3 protein-coding genes are annotated in these 19,649 nt (G+C 68.0%); all 3 read right to left on the bottom strand.

All coding sequences use genetic code 11. The features are described 5' to 3' along the window. Positions 1–51 precede the first annotated feature (51 nt). The 3 genes from AB0F41_RS09350 to AB0F41_RS09340 all read right to left on the bottom strand — a co-directional run bounded on the left by AB0F41_RS09350 (position 52) and on the right by AB0F41_RS09340 (position 19,558). Positions 52–17,262 carry a hypothetical protein gene (locus tag AB0F41_RS09350; RefSeq protein ID WP_357422291.1) on the bottom strand — a complete coding sequence of 5,737 codons (17,211 nt, stop codon included), beginning with the start codon at positions 17,260–17,262 and terminating at the stop codon, positions 52–54. A gap of 1,768 nt (positions 17,263–19,030) precedes the next feature. Further along, positions 19,031–19,213: a hypothetical protein gene (locus AB0F41_RS09345; RefSeq protein WP_357422290.1), complete on the bottom strand. Its 183-nt coding sequence runs from the start codon at positions 19,211–19,213 to the stop codon at positions 19,031–19,033. A 192-nt stretch (positions 19,214–19,405) separates the two neighbouring features. Beyond that, entirely contained in the window at positions 19,406–19,558 is a 153-nt protein-coding gene (locus tag AB0F41_RS09340) for a hypothetical protein (protein ID WP_357422289.1), read from the bottom strand. Positions 19,559–19,649 lie beyond the last annotated feature (91 nt).

The following is a 19,649-nucleotide window of genomic DNA, read 5'->3' as shown; positions in this document are numbered from 1 at the left end:
ATCTCGTAGCACGACAGCAGTCGGCACCGCCCATTACGTCCCGGGCACTGGTCAGGGCATCGGCCGAGGCGTCGGCGGCGCATAGCCCGCGGCGGGATCGGATCCTGAAGCCCCGGATTCTCCGCCCAATCCATGGCGCGGGAAGTCATACCCCGCGACCCCCACCGGGTAGTCGCCCACGAGGATCGGATGTTCCGGTGTATAGGCGCGGGCAGCGTCCACATCATCGGAGGCGAAGACGATCCCGTACAGTCGGCCCTCGGCCGGCGTCCACTCCTCCGCCAGAGGCATATCGGTCCGGATACCGTTGACGAGGGTGTGCACCCAGACCTCGCCGGCGATCCCCGGGTGCAGGACGAAGACGTGGGCGTCGGTATCGGTATCGACCGCACCTGCCACCACAGAGCCCGCCTCGGCGCGGGCGCGCATCTCCTCGAACCCGGCGAAACCGCCGCTACGCCAATTCGCCCCGAGGTTCGCGGCGAATTCGAACGGGCTCGTACCCTTTTCGCGGATCTGCTGCCCGCCGGCGGTGGCTCCGGATATCGACGGTATCGACGGTGTGTCGATACCCAACAGCAGGGATATGAACGCCGTGGCGTCCACCGCGCAGATCTTCGGAACATCCTTCGCTCGAGGGTCCGGCATCGCACTGCCGTCACCGACGGCCGGGATAGCTCCTTCCGTGGCGGCCGGTTCGGCCGCGATCCCCGGAGCGCCCGGATGTTCGCCGATACGGATCAGTTCGGCCAGTCCGGCGGCGATATCGCGATCCAGCGCGGCGATCTCGTCCCGGCGATCGGTCTGCTGGTCCGCTCCCGCGAGAGCGTTACGTGCCGCGGCAAACCGCTCGAGGTCCTGCGCCTTCGCATCCAGGCGATCGAGCAGCAGCTGCGCGACCGCGAAGACATCGGCCGCCGCGGCGGCGGTGTCGAGCCGGGCCTCGTGCTCTTCGTCGAGGTCGTCCAGTGCATCCTCGGCGCGGAGGTCGGCGAAATCGGGCAACCGACCGGGTTCCGGGTTGTCGGGATACCCCCGCAATTCCTTCCAGGCATCCTGGGAATGCTGTTTCGCTTCCGCCCAGTGCCGGCGCGCGGTCTCCAGTACCTCGGTGGCTCGTTCGAAGGCCGCGTCGTCGAGTGTGTGCGGCTGCGGATCGCCCGGCGTCGCGAAGTGCTGCCGCAATTCCCGCAGTGCCGCGCCCAGGCCGGGCGCCTCGGGCCGGGCCGCGATGATCTGTTCGACGGCGGCCAGGCTCGCGTCCATCAGTTCGGTGCGCTGTTCGAACATCAGATCCGCGGCTTCGGCCCGGACGGACAGTTTATGCAGTTCAACGGCCTGGAGATAGGCCACGGCCGGATCACGGAACCGGCGCGGGCGTCCGGCGTCGAGATCCCCGCGCACGTCCCGCGCGGCGACCCGGGACGCCAGCTCTTCGTCCGAGATCGCATGCTCGATATATATGGACCACTTTTCGCGGTTCAGCTCGATCGCCTGCTCGAGGGCGGCCAGCCGGGCACCGGTCTGGCGCCGGGCACGTGGGTCGAGGCCGAATACTTCCGGCTGAATGGGCCGGCCGGCCACCGTCCCGGGACGCGGTGGGCGATGCAGCTCCCGTCTCGCGGTGAACCAATCCCCGGCCTGCCTATCCAGTTCCGCTGCCAGATCCCCGAGCATCTCCAGTTCCGAGCGGGTATCGAACCCGGCGGCGTAGTGCGCTTGGGCGGTAGCGAGCGCCCGGCTCAGGGTGATCACCCGCTCGGCCCTGGTGCGCCACCGCTCGAGCTCCGCCACCGCAGTGCGCAGGTTGTCCAAAGCGAAGAAATCCAGCTGATCTGGTGAGACACCGTCGGGGTTGTCCGCGGCATCGCGACACAACTGGTCCATCCGTACCGGATCGCGGATGTCGGCCTCGGAAACCTGTAGCTGCCGCGCGATTTCGGGGAGCAGTTCACCGTAGAGGCGATCCCATTCCGCACGCCCCAACGACCCCAGTCCGGGGTTGGCGTCCAGGTACGACTCCAGCCGGAAACCCAGCCGCAGCTGCTCGTGCAGGCCGTCGGTGAGGAGCTGGAACAGTGCGGGTTCCGGAAAATCATCGGGCAGTGGCCGGGACCTGTCGACCAGGAACCGCAGTTCGCTCGGCACTCCCGGGCCACCGGCGCCGTCGTCGAGCGCGTCGACCGCCCGCGCCTCCAGAATCGCCGACAGCTGCTCGTACAGCACACCGATATCGGCGCCCGCCCAGAACACCACGGCAGGCGACGGCCCCTCGCCGGGATCGGCGGCCATCCCGTTGTAGTACTCCAGTGCCCGGCTCGACGCCGCCGCGAAAACGGACGGATCCGTGGCCCCGGGTGACACATCGACGACGATCTTGTCGGCGCGTTCGATATCGCCGATCACCACCAGGTCGGTGCCGTCGCCGTGCAAGTCCAGCGAGAAGACCCGGACCACCGAATCACCGGGCAGCCGCGCCGCGGCCCGGTCCAGCCGCCGCAACTCGTGTGCCCGCCCTCCGGCCCGTTCCGGGTCGGCAGTCGGTACCCGGTGCAGCAGTACCCGATTCGCCCGGTCGCGGAGGTCGCCGGGTATACCGGCCCGTCCGGCGATCAGGTCCGGTTCGGCCTCGGCGACCAGCGCCAGGCCCGGTACATGGGTGTGCCGCAGCGGCAACACCGGCCCGGTCCCGCCGAGCAGGCGCCGAACTTCGGCTACCTGTGCCTGCTCGTCGGCGTTCAGGGGTGCCGGCGCGTAACCGTCTGCCGTCCAGGGGTCGCCGATATCGGCTGGGCGTTCCTCCGGGTCCCCCGGCTTCTCGGCATCCGAGGCGCCCCGCGGACTTTCCGCCGACGGAGGCAGGTCGCCGGGAGCGATACCCGCCGCCGCATGGCGATCCGCCGAGATCGGCCGGATCCGGGCACCGCCCTCCGGCATCGGCAGGCCGAACGCGTCGAATACCGACCGATACAGCGCATCCACCGGATCGGCCGCCTCGAACACCGCCGGGTCCACCACCTGCAGACCGAAGTTCTGCATCGCCCGCACCAGCTCGTACAGCGAATGATGCTCCGGCATCAGGAAGGCCAGCACTGCACCCAGGTAGGCCCTATCCGAAACCCCCGGCGGTTTCAGCCACAGGAAACGCGATGCGAACCGGGCCGCCGTCCCCGAAATCGCCGATACCACCGGGAACCCCCGCTCGACCGCGGTCGAGCGGAACCATTCCCCGTCCCGGGCAATGTCGACAGCGAGCGAGCCGACAGTCGCCCTGTCCGCCGGAAGCGGCACGGCATATTTGTTCGGATCCAGCCGCTGCGCCTCCTCCGGAGTGACCTCCCGATCCGCACAGTAGACCCGCACCAAGGCCACCACCGCGTTCCCGTTCGCATCCCGCACCCGGCGACCGGTCTGCTCGTCGAACTCGTAGAGCGGTAGCGCGAAGCGGAACTTTGCACCGCGGGCCTCGAATTCCGCGCGCAGCGCATCCTCGAGCGCGTCCTCGTCGACCCGCCCGTCAGCAGTTCGCGGCAACTCCAGATCGCCCGGCTCCAACCGAGTTACTTCGAGCGCGGTCAAGGGTCCCGGGATCGCCGCGAACTCTCTGGACGACAACGGCATCCCCAGCAGCTGCCAATCCTGGACCGTCCATACCCGGCGTCTCTGCCACCGCTCACTGGGAATTCGTTCGTCCGCCTCGCTCAGCTCACGCTCCGCCAGGAATGGCAGATCCTCGTCGCTGCGCGCCCATTTCTGGAATTCGGCGACATCGAGCAATTCCACCGTTCCCAACGGATCGGCCCCGACGATCCGCGCGCGCATCGCACCCAGTGCCTCGGTATCGAGTCCCAGCCGGGCAGCCGTCTCCGCCCAGTCCGCCCGGTTCAGCAGCTCGGTCACACCGTCGTCGAGCGTCGGTCCCGCCGGTGGATCGATCTCCGCGCTGTACCACATCGCATACTGCACGGCGCACATCAGTTCCCGGACACTGCCGGTCGCCGCCAGCTCGTCCAGCGACACCGACCGCGCCACCTGCCCGTGCCCCAGCGTTCCCCCGACCGCATAGAACGCATCCTCGACCCGCTCGATCTGCTCCGAGGTCCGGTCCGGCGCATGCATCTCGATCAACACCGCACGCAGGTGCTGCAGCATCGACACCGCGGCCTGCCTGACCTCCGGATCGTGAAACAGCACCCGCGCCAATTCGACTTCTTCACGTACTCGCCTTACCCGCCAGCCGGGCTCGCCGAGTACGGGTGCCGGTGGCACCGGGTCGCCCGCTGACGGGGGCACCGCGTCGTCGGCGCCGACCACGAAATCCTCGGCGTCCGTTCTGGACCGCCAGGATTCGGGCTGTCGCCGCGGTGTTTCGACCCGGCCGTTCTGATCCAGGAATGCCACCAGAACCCGATCTCCGGTCCCTTCGGCGGGCAGTGCGAAATCTCGTCCGGCGGCGGATTCCGCACCGGCAGGCGTCTGATCCGGGGCGGCCGCGGGCCCGTCGTACCGTGTGAAACGGATACCGTCCGGCCCGTCGGACTGCCATTCCAGCAGATAGGTATGCCCCATCGGACCGCCCACGGTCGGGGTCAGTGTGGGATCGAATACCGACACCAGACCTCGCGACCGGCCGGACCGCACCATATCCCGCAGCACCGGCGCGAGCTCGGCGAGCTCCGGAATCCACACCGCCCGCACCGGTTCCCCGTCCGGACCGGGCCCCAGCACCGGCTCCACCCGGCTCACCAGCGCGCCGCCGAGACCGACGGGCCCCAGATCCCCGAGATCGTCCCGTCCGGAGACCGCGGCGATATTGCCGAGCAGATGCCAGGCGCAGTGATCGATCTTCCGGGCCGCGGCAGACTCGATGGTGTCCGGGGATACTCGGAGTTCCGCAGGATCGAGACCCGCCGCGGGACGCTCCTCCGGCACCCCCGGTTGCTCGGTATCCGAGGCGTCCCGCGGCCTTTCCGCCGATGGAGGAAGATTGTCGGGATCGCCATCGAGCCGAGCCTGCTTGCCGGCGGCGCGGTCCGGTCCGGTCGATACCGGGCCCTGCGGCGCGGCGACTGCCGGTGATCGTGAAGGTACGGTGTCCTCGGGGTGCGCGGCCGGGGGCAGCTTCAGCGGCTGCCGGGCGGTGCGGACGGCCTCGAGCACCGGGCCGAGCGCATGCTCCAGGGCCGCTTCTATCTCGGGCGTCCGCCCGACGGCGCCGTCCCCGCTATCCGACCCGGTAACCAGGGCCTCGCGTGCCTGGAAGTACTGCGCTGCCAGGTCTTCCACCTGCCCGGCGAGCTCTGCCAGGGCGGTTTCGCGGGTGGCCAGGTGCTGCCGGGTTTCGGCGAGGTCGATCAGCAGATCGAGTCGGGCCGAAATGTGGAACCGGTCGAATTCCTCGAGGTCGGGGGCCGGGCTGTACAGCCGCCCGCGTAGTTCCCGCAGGCGGTTCAGCTCGGTCGGCTCCTGGGCGAAGTCGTAGTCACCGAGCTCCCGTGCGTCGCGGGCCATTTCACGTAGTTCGCGTGCGCCGCGCGCCAATTTACGGAATTCCTGGTCCAGCACAGCCAGCTGAGCCCGGGTCCAGACCGTGGCACCGTGCAGCAGCGCGAGACCTTCAGCTCGTGCCGTGCCCGCCAGAAACGCCGCACCCGCGATCAGCTCACGGTCCACATGACGCAATCGGTCGGCTTCGGCATGCCCGGCGGCGGCCGGACGACTCAGTCGTTCGGCGAGCACCTCCACGTGCTCCGGTGTGAGCAGTGCCGGCGGATAGCCGATCAGCTCACCGAGGTGCGCGGCCCGGAGGTCACGATCCCGGTGGAGTTGCCGCTGTCGCTCGGCGAGTGCGTCCACATTCCGGTGGGTCCACCCGCCCGGCTGCAGGTCCGGTGGGGTCGCGAACTCCGCGAGCTGTCGCGTGAACTCCCGGGCGAGCCGCAGGGTTGCCGGCCCCAGCACCCGGCTCGGCGCGAAATCTCCGATTTGCCACGTATATTTGCGTTCGGCGGCCCATTCCACGGTCTCGCGAGCCCGGCTCGTGAGTTGGTCGCGGAGCCCATTTACCTCGGGGGTCCGATCCGTCGAATCGTACCCACGCCGGGCTTCCGCCTCCGCCTCGAATATTCTCGTGGCGAGCGTCTCCAATTCGATGACGCGGCGCATCAGACCGGCATCGTCGGCCAGTTGGCCCGCCCGGCCGCCCCAATATTCCATTTGCGCCTTGGCCACGGCGGTCAGCGCCTCGATATTGTCCAGATCCGCCACGAATTCGGCGGTCCTCGTGGCATTCTCGGACTCCATCGCGGGCGCCGGCGTCGTGCCGGCGGCCAGGGCTGCGTCCCGGAGGAAGTTCAGTTCGAGTTCGAACGTCCGGCCGCCGTGGCTTCCGGTGCGCCCCACCGATTCCGGCTTGCGAACGAACGGACGAAACTCCTCCGGCCGCGGTCGTGGCGAAAGTTCTCGTGCCGGCGCGGCACTCGGTTCGCCGTCCGCCCGGATCACCACGGCCGGTTCGGTGAACCGGCGGGCGATCTCTACCCCGATCTCACGTCCGTCACCCCGATGCACGATCTCGAACCGGGGCTGCGGCAGCTCCGGCGACCGCAGCTCGCGGGCCGCGGCGACGGTGGCGATCCGGTGCACCACTTGCCCGACCACGGATTCCGTATCGGCGGCACCCCGACGCACAACGACCGTCACAGCAGTGGGGCGCCCACCGGCGTTGGCTTCGAGGGTGAGCGCCGCCGCCGCACGCACCGCACGTCGCGCCGCCGCCGCGTCGGCGACCCGGCCGGGCACATAGGTGATCACCTGTTCGGCGGCGAGATCGGCCGCAACCCCCAGTTCGAGCACCAGCGGGCCGGGCTGCCCGGGCTGCGGGAAGGTCAGCAGCCGCGCTCGGAAACCGGCCTTGTGCATGAGCTGATCGGCGAGGTCGCGGACCAGGTCACGCGTTGTCAGTAATTCGGCGAGGTGGGCGTCGACTTCCGCCCGCCGGTCGGCGGCAAGGGACAGTGCCAGGAGGTCGGTGATCTGGCCGGTGAGGAGTCGCCGATTGCACCGGTCACGGTCATCCGCCGCGACGAGCTCGGATTGGCCTGCTACCTGCGGGAATTCGGCGAACAGCGCGGCACGGAACTCCGTAGACGCACCGTCCAGGAACGTGACCGCCCGCCGGATCGCGGCGGAATCGGTGGTGGCGCCCGGGCTTATCCGCAGGTCCGCGAGAAACAGCCCCGCCGCGGCGAGCTCCTCGGCCACGACCGGGCTCGGAGCCTGCTGTCCGGCGTCGCGGTCTCGTCCGGTCGATTCCCCGCCGAGCCGGTGCGCGGGGTAGGTCTCGCCGGGATTACCGGAGGGGCGGTGTCCCCGAAGGATCTCGTGACGCGGCGTGTAGGACATCACACCGTCCGCGCCCACCTCGATGTCCAGCACGATCCCGTACCACTGGGCCGGCGGCACCGTCCAGTCGGCCACCGGAAAATCGTCCCCTGCAGCCAGCGGGACATCGACGCGGACCCCGTTCTCGATGACGTGCACCCAGACCCGGCCGTCGGCCCAGCGGTGCAGCACGAACGCGTGGGCACCGGAATCGGTGTCGATCGCGCCCAGCACCACGGCACCCTCAGCGGCCAGCTCCCGCATCTCGCCGAACTCGGAGAAACCGCCGGGGCTCCAATTCGCCCGGTACCGCTCGGCGATATCGAGGGGGTCGGTTCCGTTCTCACGGATGTCGCGGCTGGTCTCGCTGGTGCCGAATACCGACGGCAGGGTCGGATCGATGCGGTCCAGCAGCAAATCGATGAAGGACTGCGCGTCCACCGCGCAGATCTTCGGGAAGGCGGCGCTGGGAGGTGCGAGGGCGGCACTGCCGTCACCGACCGCCGGGACCCGGCCGGTCGGCGATGGAGGCGGCGGTGTGTGCCGGGCCATCCCGTCCGTGGGGCCTGCCGGCCGCAGTTCGTAGCCACCCTGATCATCGGCCATCTCGAGCAGTTCGCTCAGCCCCTGATGCACGGTGCGATCGGCGACCGCACTGCGATCACCGATCTCGGTCAGCGCGGCGACGGCCTCCACCAGCCGGTGGGCGGTCAGGTAGTCCCGTCCGGCGCGGAAGCCTTGCAGGCGCGGTGCCAGTGCGGCGACCCGCTCGGTGGTGACCTCAGGGGGGAGCACGTCCGGTAGCGCGGCGCGTACCTGCTGTTCCCGCTCGGCCAGCAGCCTGCCGGACACCCCCGCCGGGTCACGCCGCGGCGTGGACGGCACACCGGCCTCGGCCCACAGTTGCTCGACGACCGCCCAATGCGCGCTCAGCGCGTCACCGAGTTCCGCCCGCGTGCGCGCCCACGGCTCGAGCTCCGCGGCGCGCGCGTTCAGCCGAAGGCGCAGGTCCTGGTATCGGCCGAACTCGTCGGCGGCCGCGACCAGGGTGTCCAACAGTTCATTTCGCGAATCGTCGAGACCGTCCGGGCCGCGCAGTTCGCGCAGCACGGCAGGTTCCGACAACCGGCCGACCCGTTCGGCCTCGGCGGGATAAGCCCGTGCCAGGTCGGTCCAGGCGTCGAGGTAGCGCTGTTTGGCCGCCACCCAGTGTTCCTGGATATCCCATTCCATACTGCGAGCCCGCTCGAACTCGGCGGCGGTGGCGAGCGGCTCCGCGGATTCCGCATTCGCATCCTCGGGATCGGATACCCGCAGGTGCAGGCGCCGCAACTCCGGACCCAGCACCTGGACCGGAGCCGCTTGCCGGGCGTGCGCGAGCTCGACCAGCGCGGCCAGGCTCGCGTCGTTGAAATCGCCGAGCTGCGCAAGTTGCAGATCCTCGGCGTCGACCCGGTCGGCCAATGCGCGCAGGCGGGTCGTTTGCAGATAGTCGAGGGCGACCTTGGTGAAGTGGTGGATTTCCCCCGGATCGCCGGAGTCGGCCGTGGTCTGCGGTGCCAGCAGGCCGAATCCGATCGCGAGCTCCAGATCCTCATCCGAATACGCTTCCGACCTTCCGTCCAGATAGAAGGCCAGCTGCTTCGTGCTCTTGGCCACCTGGTCGTCCAGTGCGTTCAACTCTGCGCTGGTCCAACGGCGGACCCCGGGCGTCAAGCCGAAATCGTCCGGGGAAATCGGCTCGCCGGCGACCGTTCCGGGGTTCGATATCGCAGAGTCGAGTTGCCCGGCACGTGCTGCCCACTTCCCGACCGAACCGTCCAGCCGCTGGGACAGCCCGGACAACAGATCGAACTCCGCCCGGATATCGGTGCCGAAGCGGGAATGCTCCCACGCCTGCCGGAGCGCCCCGCCCAGCGCAGTCACCTGAGAGATCCGGGTACCCCACTCATCGAACTCGACGAATGCCCTGTGCACATTTCGCAGCGTCCGGAAATCCTGTAGATCAGCGGGCACGTCGGTCTCGCCGTCGAGATCGGCAAGCCACTGTTTCTGCAGGAGCGGATCGTCGAGATCGGCCTCGGTAATACCGAGCCGCTCGGCTACCTGCCGCAGCTCCCGGCGATAGAGCTCCGCCCAGTCCTGCCGCAGTCGCATCGTCGCGTCCGGGGCTGCGCCGTACAGGCGGCCCAGGGTAGCGATGATATGGGCGGTATTCATGCGCTGCTCGAGGCCGACGGAAATCAACCGGAGCAGGTGACCACCGGGATCCCACGGCAGCGGCGACAGCTTCTCGCGGGTGAACTCCCGGGGATCGAATGGAGGATGCTCGATTGTCGGGATACCCGGGCCACCGGCGCTTTTGGCATGGACCCGGCCGTCGAGAATCCCGGCCAGCTGTGCACGCCACACCCCGAGATCGGACCCCACCCAGAACAGCGTGGCGACCGATTCGGTGCGACCGGGCCCGGCGAGCAACTTCTGGTGCTCACGCAGGGCCCGCCCGGCCATCGCCGTGAACGCCGCCGGGTCGGCCTGCGTGTGCCGAGTGACCACGCGGATCCGCGCCGCCTTCTCGATATCACCGAGCGCGACGATATCCGCGCCGTCCATCCCGTGGCCGGTCCGGTCCAAGGAGAGCACGGTGACCTCCGGAGCCTCCGGAGCCCCGGGCAGCCCCTGTGCCGCCCGGGTCAGCCGCCGCAGTCCGGTGCTCTTCTCGGCGGCGGCTTCGGGGAAGCGACTTTCCGGTCCGGGGTTCGAGTCCCTCTGCAACAGCACACTATTCGCGATATGACGAATTTCGGCGGGCACGCCGGAAAGGCCGGCGATCAGGGCGGGTTCGGTATCGGCGAGCTGCACGAGCACCCGCTGTCCGCAACGCTGGACCAGCTTCCGTACCGCATCGGTATCAGGGGCCGGCCCGAGTTGTTCGAACTCCGCCCGGGCGCGCGCCACGGACGCCTGCGCGACCATCTCGAGCGACCCGCCCGGCCGCCGGGTGGCGGCCCGCAGCGGATCCCCGATATCCGGATCACCGTCGAAAAAGTCGCCCATCCCGGGTAACAGGCCGGCGGCCTCGACCGCGTCCACCGCCGCACGCCGGCCCACCAGCAGCACCCGCGGCCGCTGCCCGGCCCCCGGTTCGCCGAACTCCGTCATCTGCCGGACCAGGCCCGCCCGCATGATCCGTTCAGCCGTATCGTCGGCATCGGCCCGCGCCCGTCCCGCGTCGACACGGAAACGGAGGTCGAGTGCGAGATGATCCTCCGACTCGGCGCAATCCAGCACGACGATCATCGCGACGGAGTCGTCCGGCTCGTCGCCGCGCAGATATTCCTCTATATCACCGGCGATTTCACCGTCTTCGGCACCCATGCCGACGCGCGATCGATACCAGATCACCGTCTCCGCGGATTCCGGTTCGCCCAGCGTCCACGATATCTGCACCTGCCCCCGCGAGGTCCAGCCCGGCACCTGGAACGCATCCGGCCGGTACCGCGCGGCGAGGAATCGCGCCCCGGCGGTGAACCCGTGGTTCCGGGCTATGATATCCAGCAGTCCGGTGACACTGCCGACCAACCCCTCGGCCCGCCGAAGATGGTCCCGTTCGTTCCCGCTCTTCGTTCCAGCAACCGACAGCTCATTGAAACTGTCCTGTAGCAACTTCCGTGCTGTCACCGCATCCAGACAGCCGATTTCGGCGAGCCTGCGGCCGATACCCGGATAGTGCCGCACCAGTTCGCCGACCTGATCGTTCTCCCCGGCCCACGACCACAGCGCGGCCAACGCGCCCCCGCGCTGCCGGGCAAGCCACGCGCGCGAGACCGGGTCCCGCCCGGTCGGCTCGAGATCGGTGTCCAGACCGTGATGACGTGCCAGCACCGCCCGGACCGCTCGGTGCACTTCCGGCAGACCACCGTCATTTCCGGAGTTCTCCGGAACGGCCTCATCGGCGCCGACCCGAAAGTCCGCGGAGCGCACCGGAATATCTCCCGGGATCGCCACCGGACGCCCGTTCTCGTCGAGCAGCATCGCGTATACCGGATCGCCACTACCCCGAGCGGGCGGCTCGAACGGGCGCCCGGGGCTGCGACCGTTCTCTCCGAGTAGCCCATCGAAGCGCAGCATATGCTCGGTCCCCCGAGGGGTGACCCGCAATTCGACCAGATATGCGTGGCCCAGATCCCCGACAGTGGTGGGCGTGAGGGTCGGATCGAATACGGCGAGACCGACGTGCCGAACCCGGCGATCGCCGGCGGCCACCGCGAAGAACCGCAGCAGCTCCACCGCATCCGCCAGATCGGCGAACCGGGTCGCTACGACCGGCGGATCGCCCACTGCCGCTTCCAGCCGACTGACGAACACACCGTCGAGATCACCGGAGGGTCCGAGGTCACCGATATCGCGCCGGCCGAAGACCGCCGCGATATTGGTCAGCAGATGCGCGCCGCAGAGATCAGGACCGAGCAACGATCCGGGACCGGAAAAACCGGTCGGGTCGACGGAATTCGTACGAGCGGTCTCCTGCTCGGCCGAGCCCGGATCGGTTTGCCCTGAGACAGGTCCGGCGCCGACCGCGGGGTCGTCGGTGTCGGACGGGGTGAAGGGCAGGACGGCATCGGTGACACCGGGGGTCAGAGCGGCGAATATCTCCCGGGTGGAGGTGGGTTGGAGGAGCTTGTCCAAGTCCAGTTCGGCGATACCCAGGTTGCGGTGCACGACATCGTACTCGTCGGCCAACTCTTCGAGTTTCCTCAGTTTCCGGGCGACCTGGAGGAAACCCTCCGGAATCTCGCCGGTCCCCCGCTCGATTTCATGGAGCCCCGCATCACCGCTGTCCGCGTCCCCGAGGCCGAGGCGGTGTTCGTGGAACCACCCCCGCCAGATATTCTCCACCCACGTCCGCACCGCGGCGGTCTCCACGCGCGGCATGATCGTGTCGTTCAAGGCACGCACACGCATTTCCGTGACGTCCGGATGCCCCAAGCGCTGCAGCGAATGCCCCGACTCCAACAACTCACCGGTCAGGACGTTCAGGCGATCGATCGCGGCACGCCGATCGGTGACGAGCACGGTCAGCCGTTCCACCGCTTCCGACAGCCGGGTGCGGTTCCGATTCCGGAGATCCTCGTCGGCCTGTTGCGTTTCGGGTGCCCGACCGGGGCCGCTGGGCAGATCCGCAAACCGGACGAGCGCCTCCGCGTGCTGTATCGCGTTGTCCAGCGTCGAGTAGCCGGCCAGCCAGTTCTGCACCCGCTGTACAGGGGGTCCGATGGCGGTAGGTTTGTGTGGAGACTGCTGCGGGAGCCTACTTAGGCTGATAGCAAGTTCTCGTTCGCGGATAAGCTGCGCTCCGACCTCCCTCAGCCGGGCGAAATGGTCCGCGACGACCGGCTGCGTGTCACGGATGTCCGTGGCGAGGAGATCTATTGCGAGGCAAGCGGTTGCCCGGCGCTCGCTCGCTTCCAAGAGGTCCGCGGCGCTGTAGATCAGCAGTTTCCGCAAGACTATGTCGTCAGCGATCGTGGCGCTGTCATCGGCAGCTCTGTCGTCGCCTTCATCGACGGTGCTTTCGTCGACGCGTGACGCACCGGACAGAGCGGCGTACTTCTCCTCCAGCCCTGACAATTCCGAGTTGATTCGCACTAGAGCAGACCGGCCCGCCAGGAGCACGATCTCCTCGGGGGTGCGCATAGGCACCTCGTGTTCTGCCCACGCAGACCTGAATTGGTACTCGGCTGCCGTAACCTCGTTGGTGATATCGACGAACTCTCGAACGGTGGCGTCGAACTCCTCGACCCGGGCGAGCACATCCACGTATCCGGACATATCTGCCCCGTGGCCTGAATATTCCACATGCACAGCGATGCCGAGCGCGTCGATGGCACGGTTCCAGCCGTCGAGCTGTTCGATGTCATGGACGCACCCCGCGACGGCGTCCAGTAGCGCGAAGCGCCGGATGGCGTCCTCCAACTCCGGCGGACAGTTCTTCCATGACCACAGATCACCGAGTGCCTGTCGCAGGTCCGTCGATTGCGGGGGTGAGTCCGGAATCTCCAGGTCGCGGACGTATTTCACCACTTCCGGTATTCGGTAGATGATGTCGTTGATGTCCCTGCGCAACTGGTCCCGGTAGGCGAAAGCGCGCGCGCGATCCGGCGAATCGGGTTTCAGCACCTCGTCGGCGGAGAGCTGAGCGAATTCGAGGACCGGAGTAGTTACATCGTCGTCGTCCTGTTCGGTTCTCGCCAAGTACCGACGCAGGTCCGCCACCAACACTTCACGCCGATCCGCCCAGCGCAACCGCTGCTGGGCCAGCTCGGGAGCGTGGGCGGCAAGGCCGGCCCGATCCAGATCGTCGCCCTCGGCGCCGACCGGGAAATCCTCGTGGTCCAGCCGCGTCCGCCAGAACCCCCGCCGCCCCGGCGGCGACTGGATCTGCCCGCCGGCGTCGAGGAACATCACGAACACCGGACCACCGAATCCGGCCGTGGGAAGTGCAAAATCATGTCCGGCGCCGGCCGATCCGGTCTCCGCCGCCCCGGTTTCCGCATCGGCTCGCAGCTGATCGTCGTAGCGGCGGAACCTGAGTTCACCCTGCTCGTCGACCGACCATTCGAGCAGATAGGTATGCCCCAGCTCCCCGGGTGCGGCCGAGGTCACGATGGGGTCGAACACCGCCACCCCGCCCCGTTCCTGCCCCGCGGCCACCAGGCGGCGCACCCCCGCCTCGAGCTCGGCGAGTTCGAGGATCCGCACCGCACGACCCGCGTCACCGTCCGGCCTCTCGTCCAGATCACCGGCGAGCGCCTGCTCCAGCCGGCTGATCAGCACACCGCTCAGCTCACCGACACCCTCCAGTTCCCCGACATCGTCCCGGCCGAACACCCGCGCGATATTGCCCAGCAGCCGCGCGCCGCAACGGTTCGGCTCCCACTCCGCATCCTCGGTATCGGGCCGCCGATGCGGAGCGACCGCATCACCGGCATCGGGGACGAGATCGTCCAGCACCTTCCAGGCGGAATCGGGTCCGAGGAGACCGTCCACTTGCCGCTCGACCAGACCCAGTTCCTGGATCATCGAATCCAGCCCGCCGGCCAGCTCATCGAGGTCGATCAGTACCCGAGCGATCTGATCTTCGGGGTCCGGAGGGGCGGCGCCGGCCTCGAGCACCACCTCGTCGCTGAATCGGCCGACGCGGTCGACATGCTCCCACACCAACTGTTCACGGATGTCGTCCACCAGCGATAACAGACGCTGCGGAGACACCGGCCGCGTCATGGCATCGTCCAGCTCAGCTCGGTAGCTCGCCGCGAACCCGGTGTCCCGGCCGAAATCCGACTCCTCGACGAGCGAACGGACCCTCCAGTACAGCCGCTGCACCTTGTCGAACAGGTCCGTGCGGACGACGGTCTGGTCCACCAGCACACTCGCCCGCGCCGCCAGTTGCTCGACCCGCCACTGCCAGTACATCCGTTCGATCGCACGGGTTCGACCCGCATCGTCACCACCGGCCCGCGACGCGAACTCGAGCTCGGCCGACGCATACCGGACAGCCCGATCCAGCGCCTCGATGCCGGTGAGCCACTGCCTGCGCCGCGTCTCGGGCGGCACATTGTCGGCCGGTTCGTAATACTCGATCCAGGTCAGCAGATCCGACGCGGCGATCCGGCTTTCAGCGACCCATTCCAGGGCCCTGTCCGCCTCCCAGCTCCCGGGCGAGTCCTGCGGCGGCCGGGATTCGACCGAACTCCCGGCTAAGGCCAGGGTGTCCAGTTCGAAAAGAGCCTCCTCGAGCTCGAGGCTGCACGTGTCGAATGTTTCTATGGTGCGTATCAGATTGGTCAGCGAGCCGAGGCGCACGACGACAGGCTGCCGGTCAGGGTGTGGCAGCGTCTTCGCCTGTAGCTCGAGTTCCTCGACTTCCCGCCGGAGACGCGCCACCGTCTCCGGACCGGGCAGGACATCGCGGCGCGGGGCTTTCCCTACGTTCAACAGCACGCCCGAGTCCGATGCCAGGTTCCGCAGCCGCACTCCGTTCGTCCGCACTGTCGTGGCAATTGTGTCCATCGCGGCGGCCTTGGCACTGAATTCCGCGGCGCGGGCACGCAATTCCGCCAGGGACAGCGGGCCGGAACCCGGGTGGGCGAATTCGCGGTGCATCGCCGAATCCACGGCATCGATCGCCTCGATCCACCTGGTGTACTGCGCGAGTTCGCGGATCTGCGCGACGATGCCGTGCAGTCTCGCGAAGTCCGCCAGCGGCGAAGTGAGCACTGCCGGGCGGTCCGGCATCAACCACAGATCACCGGCCACCTGCAGGGTCCTGGTCGATTCCAGCGCGGATTCCGGAGTGGTCCCGACAGTCAACCCTGGTACCCACCTGGGCAGACCGGCGACAACTCGATTGATCTGCACCCGCAGCCGCTCGTGGTACTCGTCCACATACCTGCGGAACTCCGAGCCCGGATCCTGCAGCGCATCGACGCCCTGTCTGCCGAGACCGTCCAAGATCTCCCCTGAGAAGAGATCGCGATACTCGGTGGGCAGTCGGTCGAACAGAGAAGACTTCAGTTTATCCTTCGCGGTCCGCCAGGCGATCCCTTGCTGCACCAGTTCCGGGACCATCGCGGCGATCCCGACCTCGTCCAGATCACCCACCGGCACCGAAGTTTCCGGCTCCGGTATCGGCCCGGCACTTACCACACCGGAATCCGATCCGACCGGCCGTTTCCCCGCCACGGGCAGATCGACCGGAGGTATGCCGAAGTTCTCCGGTTGCCCCCCCGGCACCGAAACACCGAAGTCCGGACCCTTGTCTCCCGGATCGACAGACTCCGGTACATAGCCCGCTGTTCCATCACCTCCACCACCCGGCTTTCCCGGCCATGGCGGCACATCACCCCGCCCCCCGGGACCCCGAACCATCGGGGAACCATCACCACGAATACCGGCAGTGAACGTCCGCTCGACACCGGCCCGCTCCGAGAAATCGAACGGTACCGGCCCGCCCGACACCCCGTCCTCGACCATCACCGTGTCAGTTTCGCTGTCGAGATACAGCACATACGGCCGCGCATTCACCCCAAACGCATCCGCATCCGCGTACTCCTCGACCACCACCAGCGTGCCACCGGGCCCGAGTTCCTCCAGCGACTCCCGCAGATGCTGCGACGTCGAGCGCTTCCGCCACTCCTTCTTATCGATACGGTTACGCTCATCACCCAGCCGCTTACGCTCATCACCCAGCCGCCGCAGACGAGCTCTCTCCTCAGCCCCCCACTCCGCGTACTTCTCCGCCTCACGCGCCCCAGCAGCCAGTTCCCCCGCACGAGCCCGCTCCCGCGCCGACCGCTTCTCCACGATCTGCTCACCCACCAACCCGGCATACACCGTCCACCGTTCGGCATCGGACAAACCCTCCGTAACAACACCCTGCACCCGGGCAGTGTCGGCCAGCCGCGCCTCGATATTCGCACCCGGATCCTGCCCCGCCGCCAAACCCGCCCGCACCCGGCTCAGCTCGTCGACCTCGGCCTGCATCTCCTCGTCACGCTGCTGGGCCTGTTCCCGCGCCGCCTCGGCCTTACCGCGCCCGATACCCACCAACCGGCGATTTTCGTCCCGGGCCAGCCACCGCAACCGAAACCGCTCCTGCCGCGGCGTCGCCCCGCGCTCGAATCCCGCCCGAACGAAATTACCCTCGAACACCTGCTCCAGCGCCCGCATATCCACACCGGCCGCACCCACCGGATCGGGCGGCTCGATCAAGCCACCCGGATGCCGCCGCGCGAGCGTATTCGCCACTGCCGCGATCACATCTACGGGCTCCCGGCCCGCGCCGCCCGGCACCGCACCGGTATCATCCGGCGGCACCCCGGCACCGCCCTCGTCCCCGCCGGGACCGGAATCTGCCGGTGACCCAGCACTCGTCCCTTGCCCGGAACCCACCGTCTCCGGATCACTCCCGCCCGGGAGCCGCTCACCGTGGTCGCTGGAACCGGCTCCCGAGGCCGTGCCCCCGGCCCTTACAGCGGATGCAGAGTCGTCCGCCTCTGTATCGAGGCCGAATGCGCCTGTCGGTGATCCGGTATCACCCCGGTCTGGGGCGTCTCCCATACCGGCATCGGAATCGCCGGTAAACGTCTGCTCATCATCGGATGCCGGGCCGAACGGGCGTCCACTCTCCTGGTGATCGGCCTTGGACCAGGTCATCGAATTATCCCGGCCCGCCACAATATTCGGATCGACATCGGTGTCAGCGTCCGCGGCACCCGCTACGCTGGGCGTCCGGGTCCCGTCGGCAACCGCTGATCCCCGCCTCTCGGTTTCCGGGCCCGCGATAGCCGGCCCCGCCCCGTTCGCGGTGGACGATATCGGTCCACCCGCACCCGCGGAGTCACCTGTCCCGTTCGCTCCGGACTGCCCTTCCGGCCTGTTCCGCTTCTCGATGGCATCCGCAGTGTCGCCCAGCCCGGGATTCCCGACCCGCACCCGCCGATAGTCATCAGGAGTGATCCGCCTACCCGAATAATCCCCACCACCCTGCCACCCATAAACCATGCTCGGCGCAGCACCGGCCAACGCACCGGTCAACGACCGCGGATCGAACGCCCAATTCCCGGTCATCCCCCCCGTGATCGCCCACGCCACAGTCGCCCCCACCAACCCCGCCCCCGAACCCACCAACGCACCACGAGCCAACCCACCCCACCGATCCGGCCCCCACGGCAACCGCGCCGCCCCCCGAAACAAGAAATGACCACCCAGACCCGCCGCCGCACCAGCCCCCGACGACACCACCGCATTCGTACCGAGCTCGCCCCAGTCGTAACCCTCCTGATAGCCCTTATCCATCAATATGTTCTGAACCACCACCTCCTGGACCATCCCCTGCGCAAACTCGATCAACCCCTCCTGAACCGCCTCATACAGAAAATGCGACGACTGCGTCCGCAAACCCCGCTCGACAACCAGACCCGACAACCTCCCCCGAATAAACGCCGAGAACCGCAAACCGATCATCCGGAAGAAAGACCGAGTCGCCGCAATAGCCGCCACCTGCGCCAACGACGCCCCCGGCCCCAACGTCGCCGCCCAGATCAGCTCCCCCGCCAACCAAGTAAGCCCGAAAATCCCGTTCCACTTGGCAGCAACAATCTCCCCACCGAACTCATGAATACTATCGGCCAGACGACCGAACTCCTCCCCCGCCTGCTCCACATCCGCACGCACATCCCGCAGACCGGCGAGAATCGCCGCACCACCCGCACCCTCCGGATAAGCCCCCTCCACCCCCGCGATCGCCGCATCGATCCGCACCAACTCCTCCTCGAGAAGCTGCCGCTCCAGCTCCTCGAAACCCTCCCGCATGAACTCCGCGAAATCCTCGTTCCCCACCGGGATCTCACTACCACCCACCCAACCCAGCAGACCCGCCAAATCCGCAGGAGGAAAAGGAATAGCCACCTAGATCACCAATCGGAACCGAGAATCGGAGGACCATTCCGACCACGGCCCGCGGCCCGATCTACCTCTTCCACATCATCGAAAACCGACGCCGGATAAGGGGCCACCTCGACCTCGGCAACCGATTTCGCCGCGTCCCCGTGCCATACCGGGTCGACTCCGATCCTCGTCGCCATCACCGATCCTCACCATCCCCGGAGTGCCCGATCGCCATTTCCCCTGCGGAATCCGCATCGGACGAGTCGAGCCGGAATCCGATATCCGGTGCCTGCTCGGCCACGTCTTCGGGCAGTTCCGGATCCTCCTCGCGCACGTTGCCCACCAGCTCACAGCAGGACCTGTCAACGGGCCAGGTCACCACTTGCCACTAGGCCAGATACTTCCACCGACGCGGGACCGCCCGATTCCCACAACCGGGAACCGGCTCGGTGGGCAGAATCGACCAACTCCTGCGCCACCTGTCACGGCGCACCCGACAACGCGGCTACCCACCCGGCGGACAGCTCCTACGCTCCGGTCCCATCCGGGCCAGGTGGTAGCGGAACATGAACTACTGCCTGCCGGCGACGGTCTGATCGATCAGTTCATCGGCGAGCTCACCGGCGACAGCGGCCAGGTTCCGGCCGGCCGTGCCGGCACCGAGGCGGGCCGCCAGTTCTCGCAACAGGCTGCCGATGATCATGGCACGTAGTTCGGTGATCACCAGTAGAGGTCGCCGTAAATCAGCCTGGACCGCCGACGTTTCGGTGGTGCCGGGCCCGGGCGGGCCGCGAGTTCCTCCGGAGCGAACAGGC

The organism is Nocardia sp. NPDC024068 (genome assembly GCF_040638875.1).
Lineage (GTDB): Bacteria > Actinomycetota > Actinomycetes > Mycobacteriales > Mycobacteriaceae > Nocardia.
Note: the sequence above shows the minus strand (reverse complement) of the source record. Positions and strands in the feature narration are given on the sequence as shown.